Below are 17,391 nucleotides of genomic sequence, written 5' to 3' on the forward strand. Positions count from 1 at the left end.
GCGTCCAATACCCGGTTTTCGGTCAGGGATCTTTTGCCCGGCGTGCGGGTGACGCCGGCGAGGCCGCGCGCTATCCTGCTGGCCCATCCATTCCTTGCCGGCCCACGAGGCCCATCGACCATGAAGACCCACAACACCCTCGAACTCGCCGATATCAAGAAGATTGCCGCCGCCGCCGAGGCGGAAGCCCTGAAGAACCACTGGGCCGTGACCATCGCCATCACCGACGCCGGCGGCCACCTGCTGTGGCTGCAGCGTCTCGATGGCGCCGCGCCGCTGTCGGCCCATGTCGCGCCCGCCAAGGCGCACACCGCCGCGCTGGCGCAGCGCGAGAGCAAGGTCCATGAGGACATGATCAACGGCGGGCGCACGGCCTTTCTGAGTGCGCCGGGCGTCGCTGGCATGCTCGAAGGCGGCGTGCCCATCATGCACCAGGGCGCATGCCTGGGCGCCGTGGGCGTCAGCGGCGTCAAGGCCAGCGAGGATGCGCAGATCGCACGCGCCGGCATTGCCGCGCTGGGGCTTTGATGCTATTGAAGATATAGCTGTTTGCGCTTGCTGTATCAGCCTTAGAGGCCTTTTGATCCATATTCGGCCAGGCGGCCCGCAAGCAGCGGGCCCTGGCCCGGCGCCTGCTCCGCCGCCAGGCCGTGCAGAAAGGCCGCGTGCACCGCGGCCTGCTCTGGCGCCTGGCCGGCAGCCAGCTGCGCGCCCACCATGCCAGCCAGCACGTCGCCCGTGCCCGCCGTGGCCAGGCGGGCGTTGCCCGTGGGGTTGATGACGGGCGTGCCCTGCGGCGCCGCCACCACACTGCCCGAACCCTTGAGCAGCACCACGCAGCCCGTGCGCCCGGCCAGGGCCTGGGCGGCGCCCAGGCGGTCGGCCTGCACCGCGCTGCTGTCCACGCCGAGCAGGCGCGCCGCCTCCAGCGGGTGCGGCGTGAGCACGGTCGCCTGGCCGCGCGGTGCACGCTGGGCCAGCGCCTGGGCGAGTGCGGGCATGCGCGCCATGGCGTTGAGTGCGTCGGCATCGAGCACCAGGCGCGGCGCCGCCGCCAGCACGCCGGGCAGCACGCTGCGCACGGCCGCGCCGCCGCCGCAGCCGCAGACCACGGTCAGATCCGCCAGCGCCAGCGCTTCCACGCGGCGCAGCATGAGCTCGGGCTGCTGCGGGTCGATCTCCAGGGCCGTCTGCCCCAGCAGCGCCACCAGTACGCGCCCCGCGCCCTGGTGCAGCGCCGCGCGCGCCGCGAGCAGGGCGGCGCCGGCCATGCCCAGGCCGCGTTCGGCCAGCGCCTCGCCGCCGATCACGGCCACGTCGCCATAGCTGCCCTTGTGGCTGGCGTGCGGGCGCGGCGCTGTGGCCGGCGCGCCGGCCAGCCAGGCCGTGGGGGCGGTGCTGGCGTCCTCGCTGCCCAGGCCGTGCCACCAGACGGTGCCGGCGGCATCGCGTCCGGCGCCGGTGAACAGCCCGGGCTTGAGCGTCAGCAGGCTCAGCGTATGGCGCGCCCCGGCCGGGGGGCTGCCGGGGCCGGGCGCAAAGCCCGCGGCGTATTGCCCGGTGTCGGCCTGCAGGCCCGAGGGCAGGTCCACGCAGAGCACGGCGGCCGGGGTCTGGTGCAGCGCCTGCAGCAGCGCCCGCAGGCGCGCGGGCGGCGCGGGGCGCTGGTCCCCGGGGGCCAGGCCTATGCCCAGCAGGGCGTCTATGCACAGGTCCTGCGGCCCCAGGCCCTGCGGGGGCCCGGAGACGAACGGTACGCCCGCCTGCTGCGCGCGCTGCCAGGAGTGGCGCGCGTCTGGTGGTGCGCTCTCGGGCGTGCCCAGCCAGGTCACGGCCACGGGCACGCCGTGGCGGTGCAGGTGTAGGGCGGCCTCCAGGCCGTCGCCGCCGTTGTTGCCCGGCCCGCAGGCGATCCACACGCGGCGCGCATGCGGCGCCAGGGCGCGCGCCAGTTGCGCCACGGCCAGCCCGGCGCGCTGCATCAGCGTGTGCGCGGGCAGGGTGGCGGCAGCGGCCTGTTCGATGCGGCGCGTGGCCGCGCTGCCGTGCAGCGGCCAGGGGCGGTCGTGGTGGATGCGGTGCATGGTGCGGGTGCAGGAGCGGGGCCTGGCACCCATTGTGCGTCAGGCCAGGCGCGCCGGCTCCAGGGCCTGCATGGGCAGCGCGGGCGTGCGCCCGGCGATCCGGTCGGCCAGCGCGCGGGCGCTGCCGCACGCCAGGGCCCAGCCGCTGGCGCCGTGCCCCAGGTTGAGCCACAGGCCCGGCACGCCGCTGGCGCCCACGGCGGGTGGCCCGTCGGGCAGCATGGGCCGCGCGCCGCGCCACACCTGCACGCCGGCAGAGTGCGAGATGGCCCCGGGAAAGCATTCGCTGAGCACGCGCCAGAGCGTGTGCAGCGTCTGCGGGTGGGCGGCTGCGCCGCACCCGAGCTCGGCCCCGCCGGCGATGCGCACGCGCTGGCCCAGGCGCGCGATGCTGGTGCCGCTGGCGGCGTCGCTCACCACGCCCTGCGGTCCGTGCAGCGCCTCGCGCAGCGGCGCGCTGATGGTGCAGCCCTGCAGCGCCACCAGCGGCAGGCGCAGGCCCAGGGGACGCAGCAGAGTCGCTGCCGCGGCGCCCGTGCACAGCACCACGGCGTCGAAGCGGCGCACCGCGGCCTCGCCCTGCACCTGCACGCCCGGCGGGTGGGCCTGCACCTGCGCAATGCTGGCGCCGAATTCGAACTGTGCGCCGTGGCGCTGCGCGGCCTGGCGCAGCAGCAGGGCGAACTGGCGGCAATTGCCGGTCATGCCGTCGGGCAGGTGCCAGGCCGCGGCCAGGGGCAGGTCGGGTGCCAGGCCGGGCTCGATGCGGCGTGCCGCGTCGGCGTCCACCTCGTGCACGGTGTGGCCGCTCTCGCGCAGGGCGCGCAGCAAGCGCGCCCCGGCCGCGGCGTCGCGGGCGCTGCGCAGCAGGACCAGGGCGCCCGTGCCGTGCTCGAAGGCCAGGTCCAGTTGCCGGGTGCGTTCGAGCAGGCAGGCCTGGCTGTAGCGCGCCCACTGCAGCAGCTCGGCCCAGGCGGCGGGCGCCGTGGCGGCGCGCTGGGCGGCGCGTGCGTTGCGGCGCCAGCGGCGCAACCAGGACAGCTCGTTGAGCGTGACGGCGCGGCCCAGGCGCAGCGGTGCCTGGCGGCCCCACCAGCCTGCGTTGCCCCAGGCACCGGGCAGGGCCCAGGGGTCCAGGCCCGCGGGCGCCAGCAGGCCGCCGGGGGCAAAACTGGCTTCCTCGGCGGTGGCGTTGCGCTGTTCGAAGACGGTGACGGCGTGGCCATCGGCGGCCAGCTCATAGGCGGTGGCGACGCCGGCAATGCCGGCGCCCACGATGGCAATGTTCATGAATACGGGTGATTTTGGCCTATAGCGCCCATGGGGAGAGCGCTGGCAGCTATTGTTTTTGTAGTGCTTGTTCGATCTGCAGGCCGATGTTGAGCACGCTGTCGTCGTGCAGCGCAGCGTGCCAGACCATCAGGCCCACGGGCAATTCGCCCTGGAGGTGGCAGGGCAGCGACAGGGCGCAGCCATCGAGCAGGTTGACGGCGCTGGTATTGCGCAGCAGCAGCGTGTTGACACGGAAGAACTCGGCGTCGCGCGCGGCATCGCGGGCAGCGTCCTGGCCGTCGGCCGGGGCCACCTGCTCCCATGCGGGGGCCAGTATGGGGACGGTGGGCGAGAGCAGGGCGTCAAAGCCCGCCAGGCAGGCCTGCATGCGCGCGATCCAGGCCTGGCGCTCGTGCACCAGCGCCAGGTATTCCCAGGCCAGGAGCGCGGCGCCCTTCTCGATGCGGGTGCGCACGCGCGGGTCGTAGCGCGCGCCGTCCCGGGCGAGCAGGTGGCGGTGCCAGGCGTAGCTCTCGGGGGCGGAAAAGCCGTAGGCGGGCTGCTCGTGCATCGGGGGCAGGTCGATCTCGGCGATGCACGCGCCCGCGCGCGCCAGCACCTGCAGGCTGCGCTCGAAGGCGCGCGCCACCGGGGCGTCCAGCGCGTCCAGGAATACGGTGCGCGGCACGGCCAGCCGGTAGCACGAGAGCGGGGCGCTGCTGCGCGTGACGGTGCGCGCGGCGAGGATCTGGTGCACCAGCAGGGCGTCGCGCACGCTGCGCGTCATGGCGCAGGCGGTGTCCAGCGTGTGCGACAGCGGCACCGCGCCGGCCGTGGGCACCAGCCGGGCGGTGCTCTTGAAGCCGACGATGCCGTTGAGCGCCGCGGGGATGCGGATGGAGCCGCCCGTGTCCGAGCCCAGGCCCACGAAGGCGGCGCCCGCAGCGACGGACACGGCTGCGCCCGAGGACGAGCCGCCCGGCACGCGCACCGGACCCTGCAGCGCGCCAAAGCGCGCGTCATGCGCGGCCGGCGTGCCGTAGTGCGGGTTCACGCCCACGCCGGAGAAGGCGAACTCGGTCATGTTGGTGCGCGCGATGAAGGCCGCGCCCGCGGTGCGCAGGCGCGCCACGGCCGGGGCGTCGGCAGCGGCGGGCGGCGCATCGGCCAGCACCACGGAGCCGGCCGGCGTGGGCTGGCCGGCGATGTCGAACAAGTCCTTGACCGACACTGCCAGGCCCGCCAGCGGCAGGCGCGCGGCGGCGGGGTCGGCAGCGCGCGCGCGCGCCTCGTCGAACAGCGTGCGGGTGAAGGCGTGCCGGCAGGCAGGTGCCTGGGCCGCGGCGATGGCGCGCTCCATCTCCAGGGGGGCGCTGGTCTGGCCTGCAAGCAGCATGCGCCGGGTGGTGTCGAGGTCTTGGGCCATGCCTATGCTAGAATCCACAGGTTTTGCCGGGAGTCAATTTTCCCCCGGCGAAATAAATAGCAAACCAGTCCAAACAAGGTGTTGCGCCGTCAGCCAAGCAGCGGCGCAATGGTGGGGCTGGATTTTAGACCCAACCTTCGGAGAATTCTCATGGCAGTTACCATGCGCGAAATGCTGGAAGCCGGTGTCCATTTTGGCCACCAGACCCGCTTCTGGAACCCCAAGATGGCCCCCTACATCTTCGGCCATCGCAACAAGATCCACATCATCAACCTGGAGAAGTCGCTCCCGATGCTCCAGGGCGCTGCCAAGTTTGCCCAGCAACTGTCGGCCAACCGCGGCACCATCCTCATCGTCGGTACCAAGCGCCAGGCACGCGACATCGTCGCCGCCGAGGCGCAGCGCGCCGGTGTGCCCTTCGTCAACCAGCGCTGGCTGGGCGGCATGCTGACCAACTTCAAGACGGTCAAGAGCTCGATCAAGCGCCTCAAGGACATGAAGGCCCAGCAGGAAGCCGGCCTGGACGCCATGAGCAAGAAAGAGCAGCTCATGTTCGTGCGCGAGATCGAGAAGCTCGAAAAGGACATCGGCGGCATCCAGGACATGAACGCCCTGCCCGACGCCATCTTCGTCGTGGACGTGGGCTTCCACAAGATCGCCATTGCCGAGGCGCGCAAGCTGGGCATCCCGCTGATCGGCGTGGTGGACTCCAACCACTCGCCCGAAGGCATCGACTACGTGATCCCCGGCAACGATGACTCGGCCAAGGCGGTCGAGCTGTACGTGCGTACCATCGCCGACGCCATCGTCGAAGGCCGCAACAACGCCGTGGCCGAAGTGGTCCGCGCTGCCGCCGGCGAAGGCACCGACGAATTCGTCGAAGTGCAAGAGTCCGCCGCCTGACGAAGACACCAGGCCTCGCGATCCGTCGCGCAAGAAAAGCGGGGCTCGATCGGCCCCCTTTTTTTATCCCGAACATCTGCAACTGAACTGAATACGGAGAAACGACAATGGCTGCAATTACCGCAAGCATGGTGGCTGAACTGCGCGCCAAGACCGACGCCCCCATGATGGAGTGCAAGAAGGCCCTGACCGAGGCCGATGGCGACATGGCCAAGGCCGAAGAGCTGCTGCGCGTCAAGCTCGGCACCAAGGCCGGCAAGGCCGCCGCCCGCGTGACGGCCGAAGGCGTGGTCGCCAGCTTCATCGACGGCACGAACGGCGCGCTGATCGAAGTCAACAGCGAGACCGACTTCGTGAGCAAGAACGACAGCTTCATCGCCATGGCCAAGGCCGCGGCCGAACTCGTGGTCAAGCACAACCCGGCCACCATCGAGGCGCTGGGCCAGCTCCCCTACGCGCAGGACAGCTTCGGCCCCACGCTGGAAGACGTGCGCAAGGGCCTGATCGGCAAGATCGGCGAGAACATGTCGTTCCGCCGCTTCAAGCGCTTCAGCGGCGCCAACCTGGCCTCCTACCTGCACGGCACGCGCATCGGCGTGGTGGTGGAATTCGACGGCGACGCCGCTGCCGCCAAGGACGTGGCCATGCACGTGGCCGCCATGAAGCCCGTGGCCCTGACCAGCAGCGAGGTGCCCGCCGAGCTGATCGAGAAGGAGCGCTCCGTCGCCACGGCCAAGGCCGCCGAGTCGGGCAAGCCCGCCGACATCGTCGCCAAGATGGTCGAAGGCTCGGTGCAAAAATACCTCAAGGAAGTGTCGCTCGCCGACCAGGTCTTCGTGAAGGCCGCCGACGGCAAGCAGACCGTGGGCCAGATGCTCAAGGAGCGCGGCACCACCGTCAAGGCCTTCACCCTGTACGTGGTGGGCGAGGGCATCGAGAAGAAGCAGGACGACTTCGCCGCCGAAGTGGCCGCCCAGGTGGCCGCCGCCAAGGGCGCTGCCGCCTGATCCTTCCCGCACCGCCGCCGCCGCATTTCCCCCGTCATTTGTTCACACTATGGAGCCTGCCATGACCGCCACCCCAGCCTACAAGCGCATCCTGCTCAAGCTGTCGGGCGAGGCGCTCATGGGCGACGACGCCTTCGGCATCAACCGCGCCACCATCGTGCGCATGGTGCAGGAGGTCGTCGAAGTCACGCGCATGGGGGTGGAGGTGGCGGTGGTGATCGGCGGGGGCAACATCTTCCGTGGCGTGGCCGGCGGTGCCGAAGGCATGGACCGGGCCACGGCCGACTACATGGGCATGCTCGCCACCGTGATGAACGCCCTGGCCCTGGCCGATGCCATGGACAAGCAGGGGTTGACGGCGCGCGTCATGTCCGCGATCTCGATCGAACAGGTCGTCGAGCCCTATGTGCGTCCCAAGGCCCTGCAGTACCTCGAGGAGGGCAAGGTCGTGGTGTTCGCTGCGGGCACGGGCAATCCGTTCTTCACCACCGATACGGCCGCTGCGCTGCGCGGTGCCGAGATCGGCGCGGAGCTCGTGCTCAAGGCCACCAAGGTCGATGGCGTCTACACTGCCGACCCGCACAAGGACCCCACGGCCACGCGCTACGCCAAGCTCAGTTTCGACGAGGCCATGGTGCGCAACCTGGGCATCATGGATGCCACGGCCTTTGCGCTGTGCCGCGACCAGAAGCTGCCCGTGAAGGTGTTCTCGATCTTCAAACCCGGCGCGCTCAGGCGCGTGGTCATGGGCGAGGACGAGGGCACCCTGGTCTACGCCTGACACGGTCACTGTTCCCCGTCTGCCAGAGGAGTCAACATGTCGATTGCCGACACCAAGAAGAACGCCGAAGCGAAGATGGACCAGTCCATCGCCGCCTTCAAGAACCAGTTGGTCAAGATCCGCACTGGCCGTGCCAATGCGGCGCTGCTCGACACCGTGCAGGTGGAGTACTACGGCTCCATGGTGCCGCTGTCGCAGGTGGCCAACGTCTCCGTGCTCGATGCGCGCACGCTGAGCGTGCAGCCCTGGGAAAAGAACATGGGCGCCAAGGTCGAGAAGGCCATCCGCGAGAGCGACCTGGGCCTGAACCCCGCGAGCATGGGCGACCTCATCCGCGTGCCGCTGCCGGCCATGAGCGAGGAGCGTCGCCGCGAGATGACCAAGATCGTGCGCAACGAGGGCGAGGCCGCCAAGGTCGCCGTGCGCAACCTGCGCCGCGACGCCAACGAGGCGGTCAAGAAGATGGTCAAGGACAAGCTCGCCTCCGAGGACGACCAGAAGCGCGCCGAGGCCGACATCCAGAAGGTCACCGACAAGCACATCGCCGAGATCGACGCCCTGGTGACCGCCAAGGAGCAGGAGATCATGGCGGTCTGAAGGCCGCCATGCTCCGTACCGCATCCATGGCCGCCCCTCCGGTGCCACCCCGCCATGTGGCCATCGTCATGGACGGCAATGGCCGCTGGGCGCAGCGCCGTTTCCTGCCGCGCCTGGCGGGCCACAAGCAGGGCGTGGAGTCGCTGCGCCGCTGCGTGCGCGCCTGTGCGCAGCGCGGCATCGGCGTGCTCACGGTCTTTGCCTTCTCGTCCGAGAACTGGAACCGCCCGGCCGAGGAGGTCTCGGGCCTGATGGAGCTGCTGGCCAAGGCGCTCACGCGCGAAGTGCCGCAACTGAGCCAGGAAGGCGTGCGCCTGCATTTCGTCGGCGCGCGTGCGGGCCTGTCGGACAAGGTGCGTGCGGGCCTGGAGCTGGCGCAGAGCCAGACGGCGCACAACACCCGCCTCGTGCTCAATGTGTGCTTCAACTACGGCGGGCGCTGGGACATCGCCCAGGCCGCGGCGCAGCTTGCCGCGCGCGGCGTGCCCATCACCGAGGAGAGCCTGGACCGCGCCCTGGCGCTGGCCCATGTGCCCGACCCCGATCTGCTGATCCGCACCGGTGGCGAGATGCGCCTGAGCAACTTCCTGCTCTGGCAGGCCGCCTACGCCGAACTCTATTTCAGCGAGCGCCTGTGGCCCGACTTCGACGAGGCCGCCCTGGACGAGGCCCTCGCCGCCTACCATGCGCGCGAGCGGCGTTTCGGCCAGACCTCGGAACAGGTACAGGCCTGCGCCTGAAAGCCCCCATGCTCAAGCAGCGCATCCTCACTGCCCTGGTCCTGCTGGCCATTCTGCTGCCCGCCTTGTTCTACCCTGCGCCCGGCCCGTTCACGGCGGTGGTGCTGGTGCTCATGGCGGCCGCGGCCTGGGAGTGGGGCCGCTTGAACGGCTGCGGCGCGCTGGGTTCGGTGCTCGTCGGCGCCGTCTGCCTGGGCTTGTGCGCGGCCTCCTGGGCGCTGGGCCTGGCGCAGCGCCCGCTGGGCGGCCTGTGGCTGGCGGGCGGCGCCTTCTGGGTGCTGGGCAGCGCCTGGCTGCTGCATGCCGGGGTGCCGGGCTGGCCGCGCATTCCTGCGCCGCTGCGGCTCGCAGCAGGCATTGCCGCGCTGTGGCTGGCCTGGCTGGCCGTGGTGCAGGCGCGTGCACTGGGCGTCAATTTTCTGCTGTCGGTGATGTGCCTGGTCTGGATGGCCGACATCGCCGCCTACTTTGCCGGCCGGCGCTTCGGCCGCCGCAAGCTGGCGCCGGCCATCAGCCCGGGCAAGAGCTGGGAAGGCGTCTGGGGCGGTGTGGCCGGCGTGCTGCTGCTCGCCGGGGGCTGGGTGCTGGCCGATGCCCAGGGCCAGGCGCTGCAGCCGAGCTTCTACACGCGCGTGGCGGGCGGCGGCTGGGGGCTGCTGCTTGCCGTGGTGCTGGGCATGACGGCCATGAGCGTCGCGGGCGACCTGGTCGAGTCGCTCATCAAGCGCAGCGCAGGCGTCAAGGACAGCAGCCAGTTGCTGCCCGGCCACGGCGGCGTGCTCGACCGCGTCGATGCGCTGCTGCCCACCCTGCCGCTGGCCCTGATGGTCACCACGCTGCTCACCCCATGAAACAACGCATCACGGTGCTGGGGTCCACCGGCTCCATCGGCACGAACACCCTGGACGTGGTGGCGCGCCACCCCGACCGCTTCGAGGTCTTCGCCCTGAGCGCGGCCACACAGGTCGATGCGCTGCTGGCGCAGTGTGTGCGCTTTGCGCCGCGCTACGCCGTCATGGCCAGCCCGGCCCATGCGCGCCTGCTCGCGGAACAATGCAAGCAAAATGGGCTGGCAACGCAGGTACTGCAAGCGCCAGAAGCTATTGAAACAATAGCATCCCATCCGGACACCGATACCGTTATGGCGGCCATCGTGGGCGCGGCCGGGCTGGCTCCCTGCCTGGCGGCGGCGCGCGCGGGCAAGCGCCTGCTGCTGGCCAACAAGGAGGCGCTGGTGGTGGGCGGCGACGTCTTCCTGCAGGCCGTGCGCGCGGGCGGTGCCACGCTGCTGCCCATCGACAGCGAGCATTCGGCCATCTTCCAGTCCCTGCCCGAAGACCCGGCCACCTGGCAGCGGCGCGTGCACAAGATCATCCTCACGGCATCGGGCGGGCCGTTTCGCCAGCGCGATCCGCGCTCGCTGCGCGCGGTCACGCCGCAAGAGGCCTGCGCCCACCCCAACTGGGTCATGGGGCGCAAGATCTCGGTCGATTCGGCCACCATGATGAACAAGGCGCTGGAGGTCATCGAGGCGCGCTACCTGTTTGGCCTGGCGCCGCGCCAGCTCGACGTGGTGATCCACCCGCAGAGCATCATCCACTCCATGGTGCAGTACACCGACACCTCGGTGGTGGCGCAACTGGGCACGCCCGACATGCGCGTGCCCATCGCCTACGGCCTGGCCTGGCCCGAGCGCGTGGAGTCGGGCGCCGCGGCGCTGGACTTCCACGCCCTGGGCGCCATGACCTTCGAGGCCATCGACAGCCATGGCCACCCCGAGCGCTTTCCCGGCCTGCGCCTGGCCTGGGAGGCGCTGGAGGCGCCCGCCGGCACCACGGCCGTGCTCAATGCGGCCAACGAGGTGGCGGTGGCGCAGTTCCTCGACGGGTGCATACGCTTCGACCAGATCCACGCGCTGAACCTGGAAACTTTGTCCCGGATCCAGGTCTCCAAGCCCGCATCGCTCGGTGACCTGCTGGCGCTGGACCAGCAGGCGCGCCGCCTCGCGCAGCAGATCGCGCAGCAACTGGCCTGAGCGCCGCCTTTTTCAGCCACAGGAACGCGCATGCTCACTCTGGTTGCCTTTTTCGTTGCCCTGGGCGTGCTCATTGCGGTGCATGAGTACGGCCACTACCGCGTGGCCGTGGCCTGCGGCGTCAAGGTGCTGCGCTTCTCGGTGGGTTTTGGCAAACCCCTGCTGCGCTGGCAGCCGCAGGGCTCGCCCACCGAATTCGTGCTCGGGGCCTTTCCGCTGGGCGGCTACGTGCGCATGCTCGACGAGCGCGAGGCCCCGGTGCCGCCGGCAGAGCGCCACCGTGCCTTCAATACGCAGCCCCTGCGGTCGCGCGCGCTCATCGTGGCCGCTGGGCCGGTGGCCAATCTGGTGCTGGCGGTGCTGCTGTATGCGCTCGTCAACTGGCTGGGCGTGCAGGAACCCATGGCCTACCTGGCGCGGCCCGTGCCGGGCTCGGTGGCGCAGCAGGCCGGCCTGCAGGGGGGCGAACTCGTGCGCAGCGCCGCCCTGGGCAACGAAGACGAAGTGCCCGTGCGCTCCTTCGAGGAGTTGCGCTGGCTGCTGGCGCGCGGCGCGCTTGAATCGCAGGCGGTGCGCCTGACGGTCGAGCCCGCGCCGGGCGCTGCCGCGCGCAGCGTGCTGCTGCCGCTGCAGGAGGTCGATGTGCGCGACGCCGACAGCCGGCTGCTGCAGCGCATCGGCATCACCGGGCCCTGGACGCAGCCCGTGATCGGCGAACTCATGCCCGATGGCGCCGCGGCCCGCGCGGGGCTGCAGCCCGGCGACGTGGTGCTGCGCATCGGCACCGTGGAGGTGGGCGACGGCCAGCACCTGCGCGCACTGATCCGCGGCTCGGTGCAGGGCGGCCAGGCGCTGGCGCAGAGCTGGCGCATCGAGCGCGCGGGGCGCGTGCTCACGCTCGACGTGCTGCCCGAGCTGCAGCAGGACCAGGGCGAGACCGTGGGGCGCATTGGCGCCTACGTCGGCGCGCGCCCGCAGTTCGCCACCGTGCAGTACGGGCCGTGGGAGGGCCTGACCAAGGGCGCGCAGCGCACCTGGGAGGTCTCCACGCTCACGCTCACCATGATGGGGCGCATGCTCATCGGCGAGGCGTCGCTCAAGAACATCAGCGGCCCGCTCACCATTGCCGACTACGCGGGGCGCTCGGCCAGCCTGGGCCTGGTGCAATACCTGGGCTTTCTGGCGCTCATCAGCGTGAGCCTGGGGGTGCTCAACCTGCTGCCGCTGCCCGTCCTCGATGGCGGGCACCTGTTGTATTATCTTTGGGAGGGTGTGACGGGCAGGAGCATCTCGGACGCCTGGATGGAGCGCCTGCAGCGCGGTGGCGTCGCCGTGCTGCTCCTGATGATGTCCATCGCACTGTTCAACGATCTCTCCCGGCTATTTGGCTAACCTATCCGCTGCCCGCCGCCGTGCGGGCGCCGCACCGGTTTCATTCATGAAAAAACAACTCCATCGCTTCGGTGCGCGCACCGTGACGGCCGTTGCAGCCATGGTCTTTGCCGCCCAGGCGGCCTGGGCGCTCGACCCCTTTCAGGTCCAGGACATCCGCGTGGAAGGCCTGCAGCGCGTCGAACCCGGAACGGTGTTCGCGTCCATTCCCTTGCGCGTGGGCGACGAATACAACGACGAGAAGGGTGCTGCCGCGATCCGCGCGCTGTTTGCCCTGGGCCTGTTCAAGGACGTGCGCCTGGAGGCCGTGGGCGGCGTGCTCGTGGTCGTCGTCGAGGAGCGCCCGACCATCGCCGACGTGGACTTCGCCGGTGCGCGCGAGTTCGACAAGGACGTGCTCAAGAAGGCCATGCGCGACATCGGCCTGACCGATGGCCGCCCCTACGACAAGGCGCTGACCGACCGGGCCGAGCAGGAGCTCAAGCGCCAGTACATCAACAAGAGCTTCTACGGCGCCGAGGTCGTCACCACCGTCACGCCCATCGAGCGCAACCGGGTGAACCTCACCTTCACCATCACCGAGGGCGAGACGGCGCGCATCAAGGACATCCGCATCGTCGGCAACAAGGCTTTCAGCGAATCCACCCTCAAGGGCCTGTTCGACCAGGACACGGGCGGCTGGCTGAGCTGGTACACCAAGAGCGACCGCTATGCGCGCTCCAAGCTCAACGCCGACCTCGAAACCCTGCGCTCGTACTACCTGCAGCGCGGCTATCTGGAGTTCCGCGTCGATTCCACCCAGGTCGCCATCTCGCCGGACAAGCAGGACATCTCCATCACCGTCAACGTGACCGAGGGCGAGCGCTTCGTCGTCTCGGGCGTCAAGCTCGAAGGCAACTTCCTGGAGCGCGAGGACGAGTTCAAGTCGCTGGTCACCATCCGCCCCGGCGAGCCGTACAACGCCGACCAGGTGGCCGAGACCACCAAGGCCTTTGCCGAGCATTTCGGCAACTTCGGCTTTGCCTTCGCGCGCATCGAGGCCGTGCCCGAGATCGACCGCGAACACAACCGCGTGGCCCTGGTGCTGCAGGCCGACCCGGTGCGCCGCGCCTATGTGCGCCGCATCCAGGTGGCGGGCAACAACCGCACGCGCGACGAAGTGATCCGGCGCGAGTTCCGCCAGTTCGAGGCCTCGTGGTACGACGGCGAGAAGATCCGCCTCTCGCGCGACCGCGTGGACCGGCTGGGCTTCTTCACCGAGGTCAGCGTCGAGACGCAGGAAGTGCCGGGCGCGCCCGACCAGGTCGACCTGGTCGTCAACGTGGCGGAAAAGCCCACGGGCTCGCTGCAGCTCGGAGCCGGTTTCTCCAGCGCGGAGAAGCTCTCGTTCTCCTTTGCCATCAAGCAGGAGAACATCTTCGGCTCGGGCAACTACCTCGGGGTGGACGTGAACACCAGCAAGTTCAAGCGCACGCTGGTGTTCTCCACCACCGACCCGTATTTCACGCGCGACGGCATCTCGCGCACGCTCGACGCCTACTACCGCACCGACAAGCCCTACGACGACCAGGGCGGCAACTACGAGCTCGTCACCACCGGGGCGGGCATCCGCTTCGGCGTGCCCTTCACCGAGACCGACACCGTGTTCTTCGGCGGCAACCTGGAGGCCACGCGCATCAAGTCCGGCACCAACATCCCGGCGGCCTACCTGGCCTACGCCGACCGCTACGGCCGCAGCAATACGGGCGTGCCGCTGACCATCGGCTGGTCGCGCGACGGGCGCGACAGCGCGCTGGCGCCCAACTCCGGCGTGTACCAGCGGCTCAACACCGACTGGTCCATCGCCGGCGATGCCCGCTACGTGCGCGCCAACTACCAGTACCAGCAGTACATACCGCTGAACAAGAAGTTCACCCTGGCCTTCAACGGCGAGCTGGGCTGGGGCAAGGGCATGAACGGGCGTCCGTTCCCCTTCTTCAAGAACTTCTACTCGGGCGGTCTGGGCTCGGTGCGCGGTTTCGACCAGGGCACGCTGGGGCCGCGCGACGTCACTGGGGCGTCACTGGGCGGCCCCAAGAAAATCACCTTCAACACGGAACTCATGGTCCCGTTCCCGGGGGCCGGCAACGACCGCACGCTGCGGCTCTTTACCTTCCTGGACGTGGGCAATGTGTATGGCGACGGCGAGAAAATCCGCATGAACGAAATGCGTGCCTCCGTCGGCCTGGGTCTGAGCTGGATCTCTCCGCTGGGGCCGCTGCGCCTGGCGTGGGCCAACCCGGTGCGCAAGTTCCCGGGCGATAGAATCCAGAAATTGCAATTCCAGATTGGAACGTCCTTCTAATGAAACACCTCTCCCGTTCACTCGCGCTGGCGCTGGTCCTTGGCGGTTTTGCCGCGGCCGTGCCGGCCTATGCCCAGGCCTTCAAGGCGGGCTTCATCCACACCGATCGCGTGTTCCGCGAATCGAGTTCGGCCAAGACGGCGCAGTCCAAGCTGGAACAGGAATTCGCCAAGCGCGACAAGGAAATCACCGAGCAGGGCAATGCGCTCAAGGCCGCCACCGACAAGTTCGAGCGCGATGCGCCCACGCTGTCCGAGAGCCAGCGCCAGGCCCGCCAGCGCCAGCTCGTGGACCAGGACCGTGAATTCCAGCGCAAGCGCCGCGAGTTCCAGGAAGACCTCAACGCGCGCAAGAACGAAGAGCTCAACCTGCTGGGCGAGCGCATCAACAAGGTCGTCAAGCAACTGGCCGAGCAGGAAAAGTACGACATCATCGTGGACCAGGCGGTGTACATCAACCCGCAGCACGACATCACCGACAAGGTGATCAAGGCCCTCAATGGCGCGTCCAAGTAAGCGCGCCGCATCCCTGAAGGGGTGCGTGTGAGCGTGCGCCTGGCCGAGCTCGTCGAGGCACTGGGCGGCACGCTCGAAGGGGATCCGGAACAGCAGATCGACCGGCTTGCGCCGCTGGAGGCCGCTGGTCCGCGGGATCTGAGTTTTCTCAGCCACCCGCGCTACCAGCCGCAACTGGCCGCCTCCCGGGCGGCCTGCGTCATTGTGGCCCCGGCGATGCGCGCGGCTGCGGCGCAGCGCGGCGCCTGCATCGTGGCCGACGATCCCTACGTGTACTTCGCCCGTGCCACCCAATGGTGGCGGCGGCGGCATGCGCCGCCCCCGCCAGCCGGGGTGCACGCCAGTGCCGTCGTCCATCCCGAAGCCGTGGTGGACGCGAGCGCCTGCATCGGCCCGCTGTGCGTGGTCGAGCGCGGGGCGCGCATCGGCGCGGGCACCTGGCTCAAGTCGCGCGTCACCGTGGGCGAGGACTGCCAGATCGGCGCGCGCTGCATCGTGCATGCGGGCGCGGTCATCGGGGCCGACGGTTTCGGCTTTGCGCAGGAGAATGGCGTCTGGGTCAAGATCGAGCAGCTCGGCGCCGTGCGCATCGGTGACGACGTGGAGATCGGCGCCAACACCTGCATAGACCGCGGCGCGCTCGAGGACACCGTCATCGAGGACGGCGTCAAGCTCGACAACCTCGTGCAGATCGGGCACAACGTGCACGTGGGGCGCCACAGCGCCATGGCCGGCTGCGTGGGCATCGCGGGCAGCGCGCACATCGGCGCGCACTGCACCGTGGGCGGGGGCGGCATCGTGCTGGGCCACCTCACGCTGGCCGACCATGTGCACGTCTCGGCCGCCACCACGGTCACGCGCTCGATCCGCCAGCCCGGCCTGTACACGGGGATGTTTCCCATCGACGACAATGCGCGCTGGGAAAAGAACGCTGCCACACTCAAGCAGCTCCACAGCCTGCGCGAACGCATCAAGGCCCTGGAAGACCAGGTTCAGAACAACAAGACGGAACGTGCATGATGGACATTCACGCAATTCTCAAGCAACTGCCTCACCGCTACCCCTTCCTGCTGGTGGACAAGGTAGTGGAGCTCGAGCGCAACCAGCGCATCCAGGCGATCAAGAACGTCACGTTCAACGAGCCCTATTTCATGGGCCATTTTCCGGGCCGCCCCGTGATGCCGGGGGTGCTCATCCTCGAAGCCCTGGCGCAGGCCGCCGGCCTGCTGGCCTTCGACGCCATGGGCCAGGTGCCCGACGAGAACAACATCTACTACTTCGTCGGCATCGACGGCGCGCGCTTCAAGCGCCCCGTGGAGCCGGGCGACCAGCTCATCCTGGACATCACCATCGACCGCGTGCGCGGCGGCATCTGGAAGTTCAACGGCGTGGGCCGCGTGGGCGACGAGGTGGCGTGCGAGGCGCAGCTCATGTGCACCATGCGCCACGTGGGTTGAGGCGCAGGGGCGGGTTCGTGACTTCGGGGCGCAGCAGACCGTGAGCAACATCCATCCCACCGCCGTGGTCGATGCCCGGGCCTGCATCGACGCGGGCGTGGCCATCGGGCCCTATGCCGTGATCGGGCCGCACGTGCGCATCGGCGCGGGCACCACGGTGGGCGCGCATTGCGTGATCGAGGGGCATACGACCATCGGGCGCGACAACCGCATCTTCCCCTTCGCCTCGCTCGGCGCCGCCCCGCAGGACAAGAAGTACGGCGGCGAGCCCACCGAGCTGCGCATCGGCGACCGCAACACCATCCGCGAGTTCTGCACCTTCAACACTGGCACGGTGCAGGACAAGGGCGTGACCACGGTCGGCGACGACAACTGGATCATGGCCTACGTGCACATCGCGCACGACTGCGTGGTGGGCCACCACACCACCATGGCCAACAACGCCACGCTGGCCGGGCATGTGGAGGTGGGCGACTGGTCCACCATCGGCGGCCTGTGCGGTGTGCTGCAGCGCATGCGCATCGGCGCGCACACCATGGTGGGCTTCTCCAGCCACGTGGGCAAGGACGTACCGCCGTACATGGTGGTGGACGGCAATCCGCTGGCCGTGCGCGGCGTCAATCTCGTGGGCCTGCGCCGGCGAGATTTCTCCGACCAGCGCATCAGCGCCATCCGCGAGATGCACAAGCTCCTCTACCGCCAGGGCCTGACGCTGGAGCAGGCGCGCGCGGCCATCCAGCAATTGCCCGCCGCCTACCCCGAGGCGGCGCAGGACGTGGCCCTGATGGAAGCCTTCCTTGCCAGCTCGGCTGCGGGCATCGCCCGCTGAAAGACACAG

General features: G+C 69.7%; 17 protein-coding genes. 14 read left to right on the forward strand and 3 right to left on the reverse strand.

Translation table 11 applies throughout. The features are described from left to right. The first annotated feature begins 120 nt into the window (after positions 1–120). Positions 121–528 carry a GlcG/HbpS family heme-binding protein gene (locus CGR01S_RS06080; protein ID WP_042423834.1) on the forward strand — a complete coding sequence of 136 codons (408 nt, stop codon included), beginning with the start codon at positions 121–123 and terminating at the stop codon, positions 526–528. Between the two features lie 41 nt (positions 529–569). On the opposite strand, the gene CGR01S_RS06085 is transcribed toward CGR01S_RS06080, so the two are convergent. From CGR01S_RS06085 to CGR01S_RS06095, 3 genes are read right to left on the reverse strand one after another with little or no spacing between them, the layout of a single operon-like run. Then, entirely contained in the window at positions 570–2,084 is a 1,515-nt protein-coding gene (locus CGR01S_RS06085; RefSeq protein ID WP_042423837.1) for a bifunctional ADP-dependent NAD(P)H-hydrate dehydratase/NAD(P)H-hydrate epimerase, read from the reverse strand. Positions 2,085–2,123: 39 nt separating this feature from the next. Beyond that, on the reverse strand, positions 2,124–3,374 hold the full coding sequence (locus CGR01S_RS06090) for an FAD-dependent oxidoreductase (RefSeq protein ID WP_042423839.1): 1,251 nt from the start codon (positions 3,372–3,374) through the stop codon (positions 2,124–2,126). 49 nt (positions 3,375–3,423) lie between these two features. Beyond that, on the reverse strand, positions 3,424–4,782 hold the full coding sequence (locus tag CGR01S_RS06095) for an amidase (RefSeq protein ID WP_042423844.1): 1,359 nt from the start codon (positions 4,780–4,782) through the stop codon (positions 3,424–3,426). A gap of 150 nt (positions 4,783–4,932) precedes the next feature. Between CGR01S_RS06095 and rpsB the strand changes: the two genes are divergently transcribed. The 13 genes from rpsB to lpxA all read left to right on the forward strand — a co-directional run bounded on the left by rpsB (position 4,933) and on the right by lpxA (position 17,382). Beyond that, entirely contained in the window at positions 4,933–5,685 is a 753-nt protein-coding gene (rpsB, locus tag CGR01S_RS06100; protein ID WP_042423846.1) for a 30S ribosomal protein S2, read from the forward strand. A 107-nt stretch (positions 5,686–5,792) separates the two neighbouring features. Continuing rightward, positions 5,793–6,692, forward strand: coding sequence for a translation elongation factor Ts (gene tsf, locus CGR01S_RS06105; protein ID WP_042423849.1), 900 nt, complete (start codon positions 5,793–5,795; stop codon positions 6,690–6,692). A gap of 61 nt (positions 6,693–6,753) precedes the next feature. Next, the gene (gene pyrH, locus CGR01S_RS06110; protein ID WP_042424600.1) at positions 6,754–7,473 is read left to right on the forward strand and encodes a UMP kinase; all 720 of its coding nucleotides are present in this window, start codon (positions 6,754–6,756) and stop codon (positions 7,471–7,473) included. A gap of 36 nt (positions 7,474–7,509) precedes the next feature. Then, on the forward strand, positions 7,510–8,070 hold the full coding sequence (frr, locus tag CGR01S_RS06115; RefSeq protein ID WP_042423852.1) for a ribosome recycling factor: 561 nt from the start codon (positions 7,510–7,512) through the stop codon (positions 8,068–8,070). Between the two features lie 26 nt (positions 8,071–8,096). Next, the gene (gene uppS, locus CGR01S_RS06120) at positions 8,097–8,810 is read left to right on the forward strand and encodes a polyprenyl diphosphate synthase (protein WP_042423855.1); all 714 of its coding nucleotides are present in this window, start codon (positions 8,097–8,099) and stop codon (positions 8,808–8,810) included. 8 nt (positions 8,811–8,818) lie between these two features. Further along, the gene (locus CGR01S_RS06125; RefSeq protein WP_042423858.1) at positions 8,819–9,661 is read left to right on the forward strand and encodes a phosphatidate cytidylyltransferase; all 843 of its coding nucleotides are present in this window, start codon (positions 8,819–8,821) and stop codon (positions 9,659–9,661) included. Further along, positions 9,658–10,845, forward strand: a complete 1,188-nt coding sequence (gene ispC, locus CGR01S_RS06130) for a 1-deoxy-D-xylulose-5-phosphate reductoisomerase (protein ID WP_042423862.1) — start codon at positions 9,658–9,660, stop codon at positions 10,843–10,845. Before CGR01S_RS06125 ends, ispC begins: the two co-directional genes overlap by 4 nt. A gap of 30 nt (positions 10,846–10,875) precedes the next feature. Beyond that, complete coding sequence (gene rseP / locus CGR01S_RS06135; RefSeq protein WP_042423865.1) at positions 10,876–12,237, forward strand: RIP metalloprotease RseP; 1,362 nt, start codon at positions 10,876–10,878, stop codon at positions 12,235–12,237. Positions 12,238–12,283: 46 nt separating this feature from the next. Then, positions 12,284–14,581 (forward strand): outer membrane protein assembly factor BamA, encoded by a 2,298-nt coding sequence (gene bamA, locus CGR01S_RS06140; RefSeq protein WP_042423868.1) that lies wholly within the window; start codon positions 12,284–12,286, stop codon positions 14,579–14,581. Further along, the gene (locus CGR01S_RS06145) at positions 14,581–15,096 is read left to right on the forward strand and encodes an OmpH/Skp family outer membrane protein (protein ID WP_042423870.1); all 516 of its coding nucleotides are present in this window, start codon (positions 14,581–14,583) and stop codon (positions 15,094–15,096) included. The genes bamA and CGR01S_RS06145 overlap by 1 nt, the downstream gene beginning before the upstream one ends. 27 nt (positions 15,097–15,123) lie before the next feature. Beyond that, positions 15,124–16,116 carry a UDP-3-O-(3-hydroxymyristoyl)glucosamine N-acyltransferase gene (lpxD, locus tag CGR01S_RS06150; protein ID WP_042423873.1) on the forward strand — a complete coding sequence of 331 codons (993 nt, stop codon included), beginning with the start codon at positions 15,124–15,126 and terminating at the stop codon, positions 16,114–16,116. Next, complete coding sequence (fabZ, locus tag CGR01S_RS06155; RefSeq protein WP_042423875.1) at positions 16,113–16,553, forward strand: 3-hydroxyacyl-ACP dehydratase FabZ; 441 nt, start codon at positions 16,113–16,115, stop codon at positions 16,551–16,553. Before lpxD ends, fabZ begins: the two co-directional genes overlap by 4 nt. A 40-nt stretch (positions 16,554–16,593) precedes the next feature. Then, on the forward strand, positions 16,594–17,382 hold the full coding sequence (gene lpxA, locus CGR01S_RS06160) for an acyl-ACP--UDP-N-acetylglucosamine O-acyltransferase (protein WP_042423879.1): 789 nt from the start codon (positions 16,594–16,596) through the stop codon (positions 17,380–17,382). The last annotated feature ends 9 nt before the right edge of the window (positions 17,383–17,391 follow it).

Origin of the sequence: Comamonas granuli NBRC 101663, from assembly GCF_000739995.1 — a bacterium.
Taxonomy (GTDB): Bacteria; Pseudomonadota; Gammaproteobacteria; order Burkholderiales; family Burkholderiaceae_C; genus Simplicispira; species Simplicispira granuli.

Coding starts and splice junctions, on each gene's coding strand:
- rseP (WP_042423865.1), top strand. CDS start 10,876: ATGCTCACTCTGGTTGCCTTTTTCGTTGCCCTGGGCGTGCTCATTGCG.
- ispC (WP_042423862.1), top strand. CDS start 9,658: ATGAAACAACGCATCACGGTGCTGGGGTCCACCGGCTCCATCGGCACG.
- bamA (WP_042423868.1), top strand. CDS start 12,284: ATGAAAAAACAACTCCATCGCTTCGGTGCGCGCACCGTGACGGCCGTT.
- frr (WP_042423852.1), top strand. CDS start 7,510: ATGTCGATTGCCGACACCAAGAAGAACGCCGAAGCGAAGATGGACCAG.
- uppS (WP_042423855.1), top strand. CDS start 8,097: ATGGCCGCCCCTCCGGTGCCACCCCGCCATGTGGCCATCGTCATGGAC.
- CGR01S_RS06090 (WP_042423839.1), bottom strand. CDS start 3,374: ATGAACATTGCCATCGTGGGCGCCGGCATTGCCGGCGTCGCCACCGCC.
- fabZ (WP_042423875.1), top strand. CDS start 16,113: ATGATGGACATTCACGCAATTCTCAAGCAACTGCCTCACCGCTACCCC.
- CGR01S_RS06125 (WP_042423858.1), top strand. CDS start 8,819: ATGCTCAAGCAGCGCATCCTCACTGCCCTGGTCCTGCTGGCCATTCTG.
- tsf (WP_042423849.1), top strand. CDS start 5,793: ATGGCTGCAATTACCGCAAGCATGGTGGCTGAACTGCGCGCCAAGACC.
- CGR01S_RS06095 (WP_042423844.1), bottom strand. CDS start 4,782: ATGGCCCAAGACCTCGACACCACCCGGCGCATGCTGCTTGCAGGCCAG.
- rpsB (WP_042423846.1), top strand. CDS start 4,933: ATGGCAGTTACCATGCGCGAAATGCTGGAAGCCGGTGTCCATTTTGGC.
- CGR01S_RS06085 (WP_042423837.1), bottom strand. CDS start 2,084: ATGCACCGCATCCACCACGACCGCCCCTGGCCGCTGCACGGCAGCGCG.
- CGR01S_RS06145 (WP_042423870.1), top strand. CDS start 14,581: ATGAAACACCTCTCCCGTTCACTCGCGCTGGCGCTGGTCCTTGGCGGT.
- CGR01S_RS06080 (WP_042423834.1), top strand. CDS start 121: ATGAAGACCCACAACACCCTCGAACTCGCCGATATCAAGAAGATTGCC.
- pyrH (WP_042424600.1), top strand. CDS start 6,754: ATGACCGCCACCCCAGCCTACAAGCGCATCCTGCTCAAGCTGTCGGGC.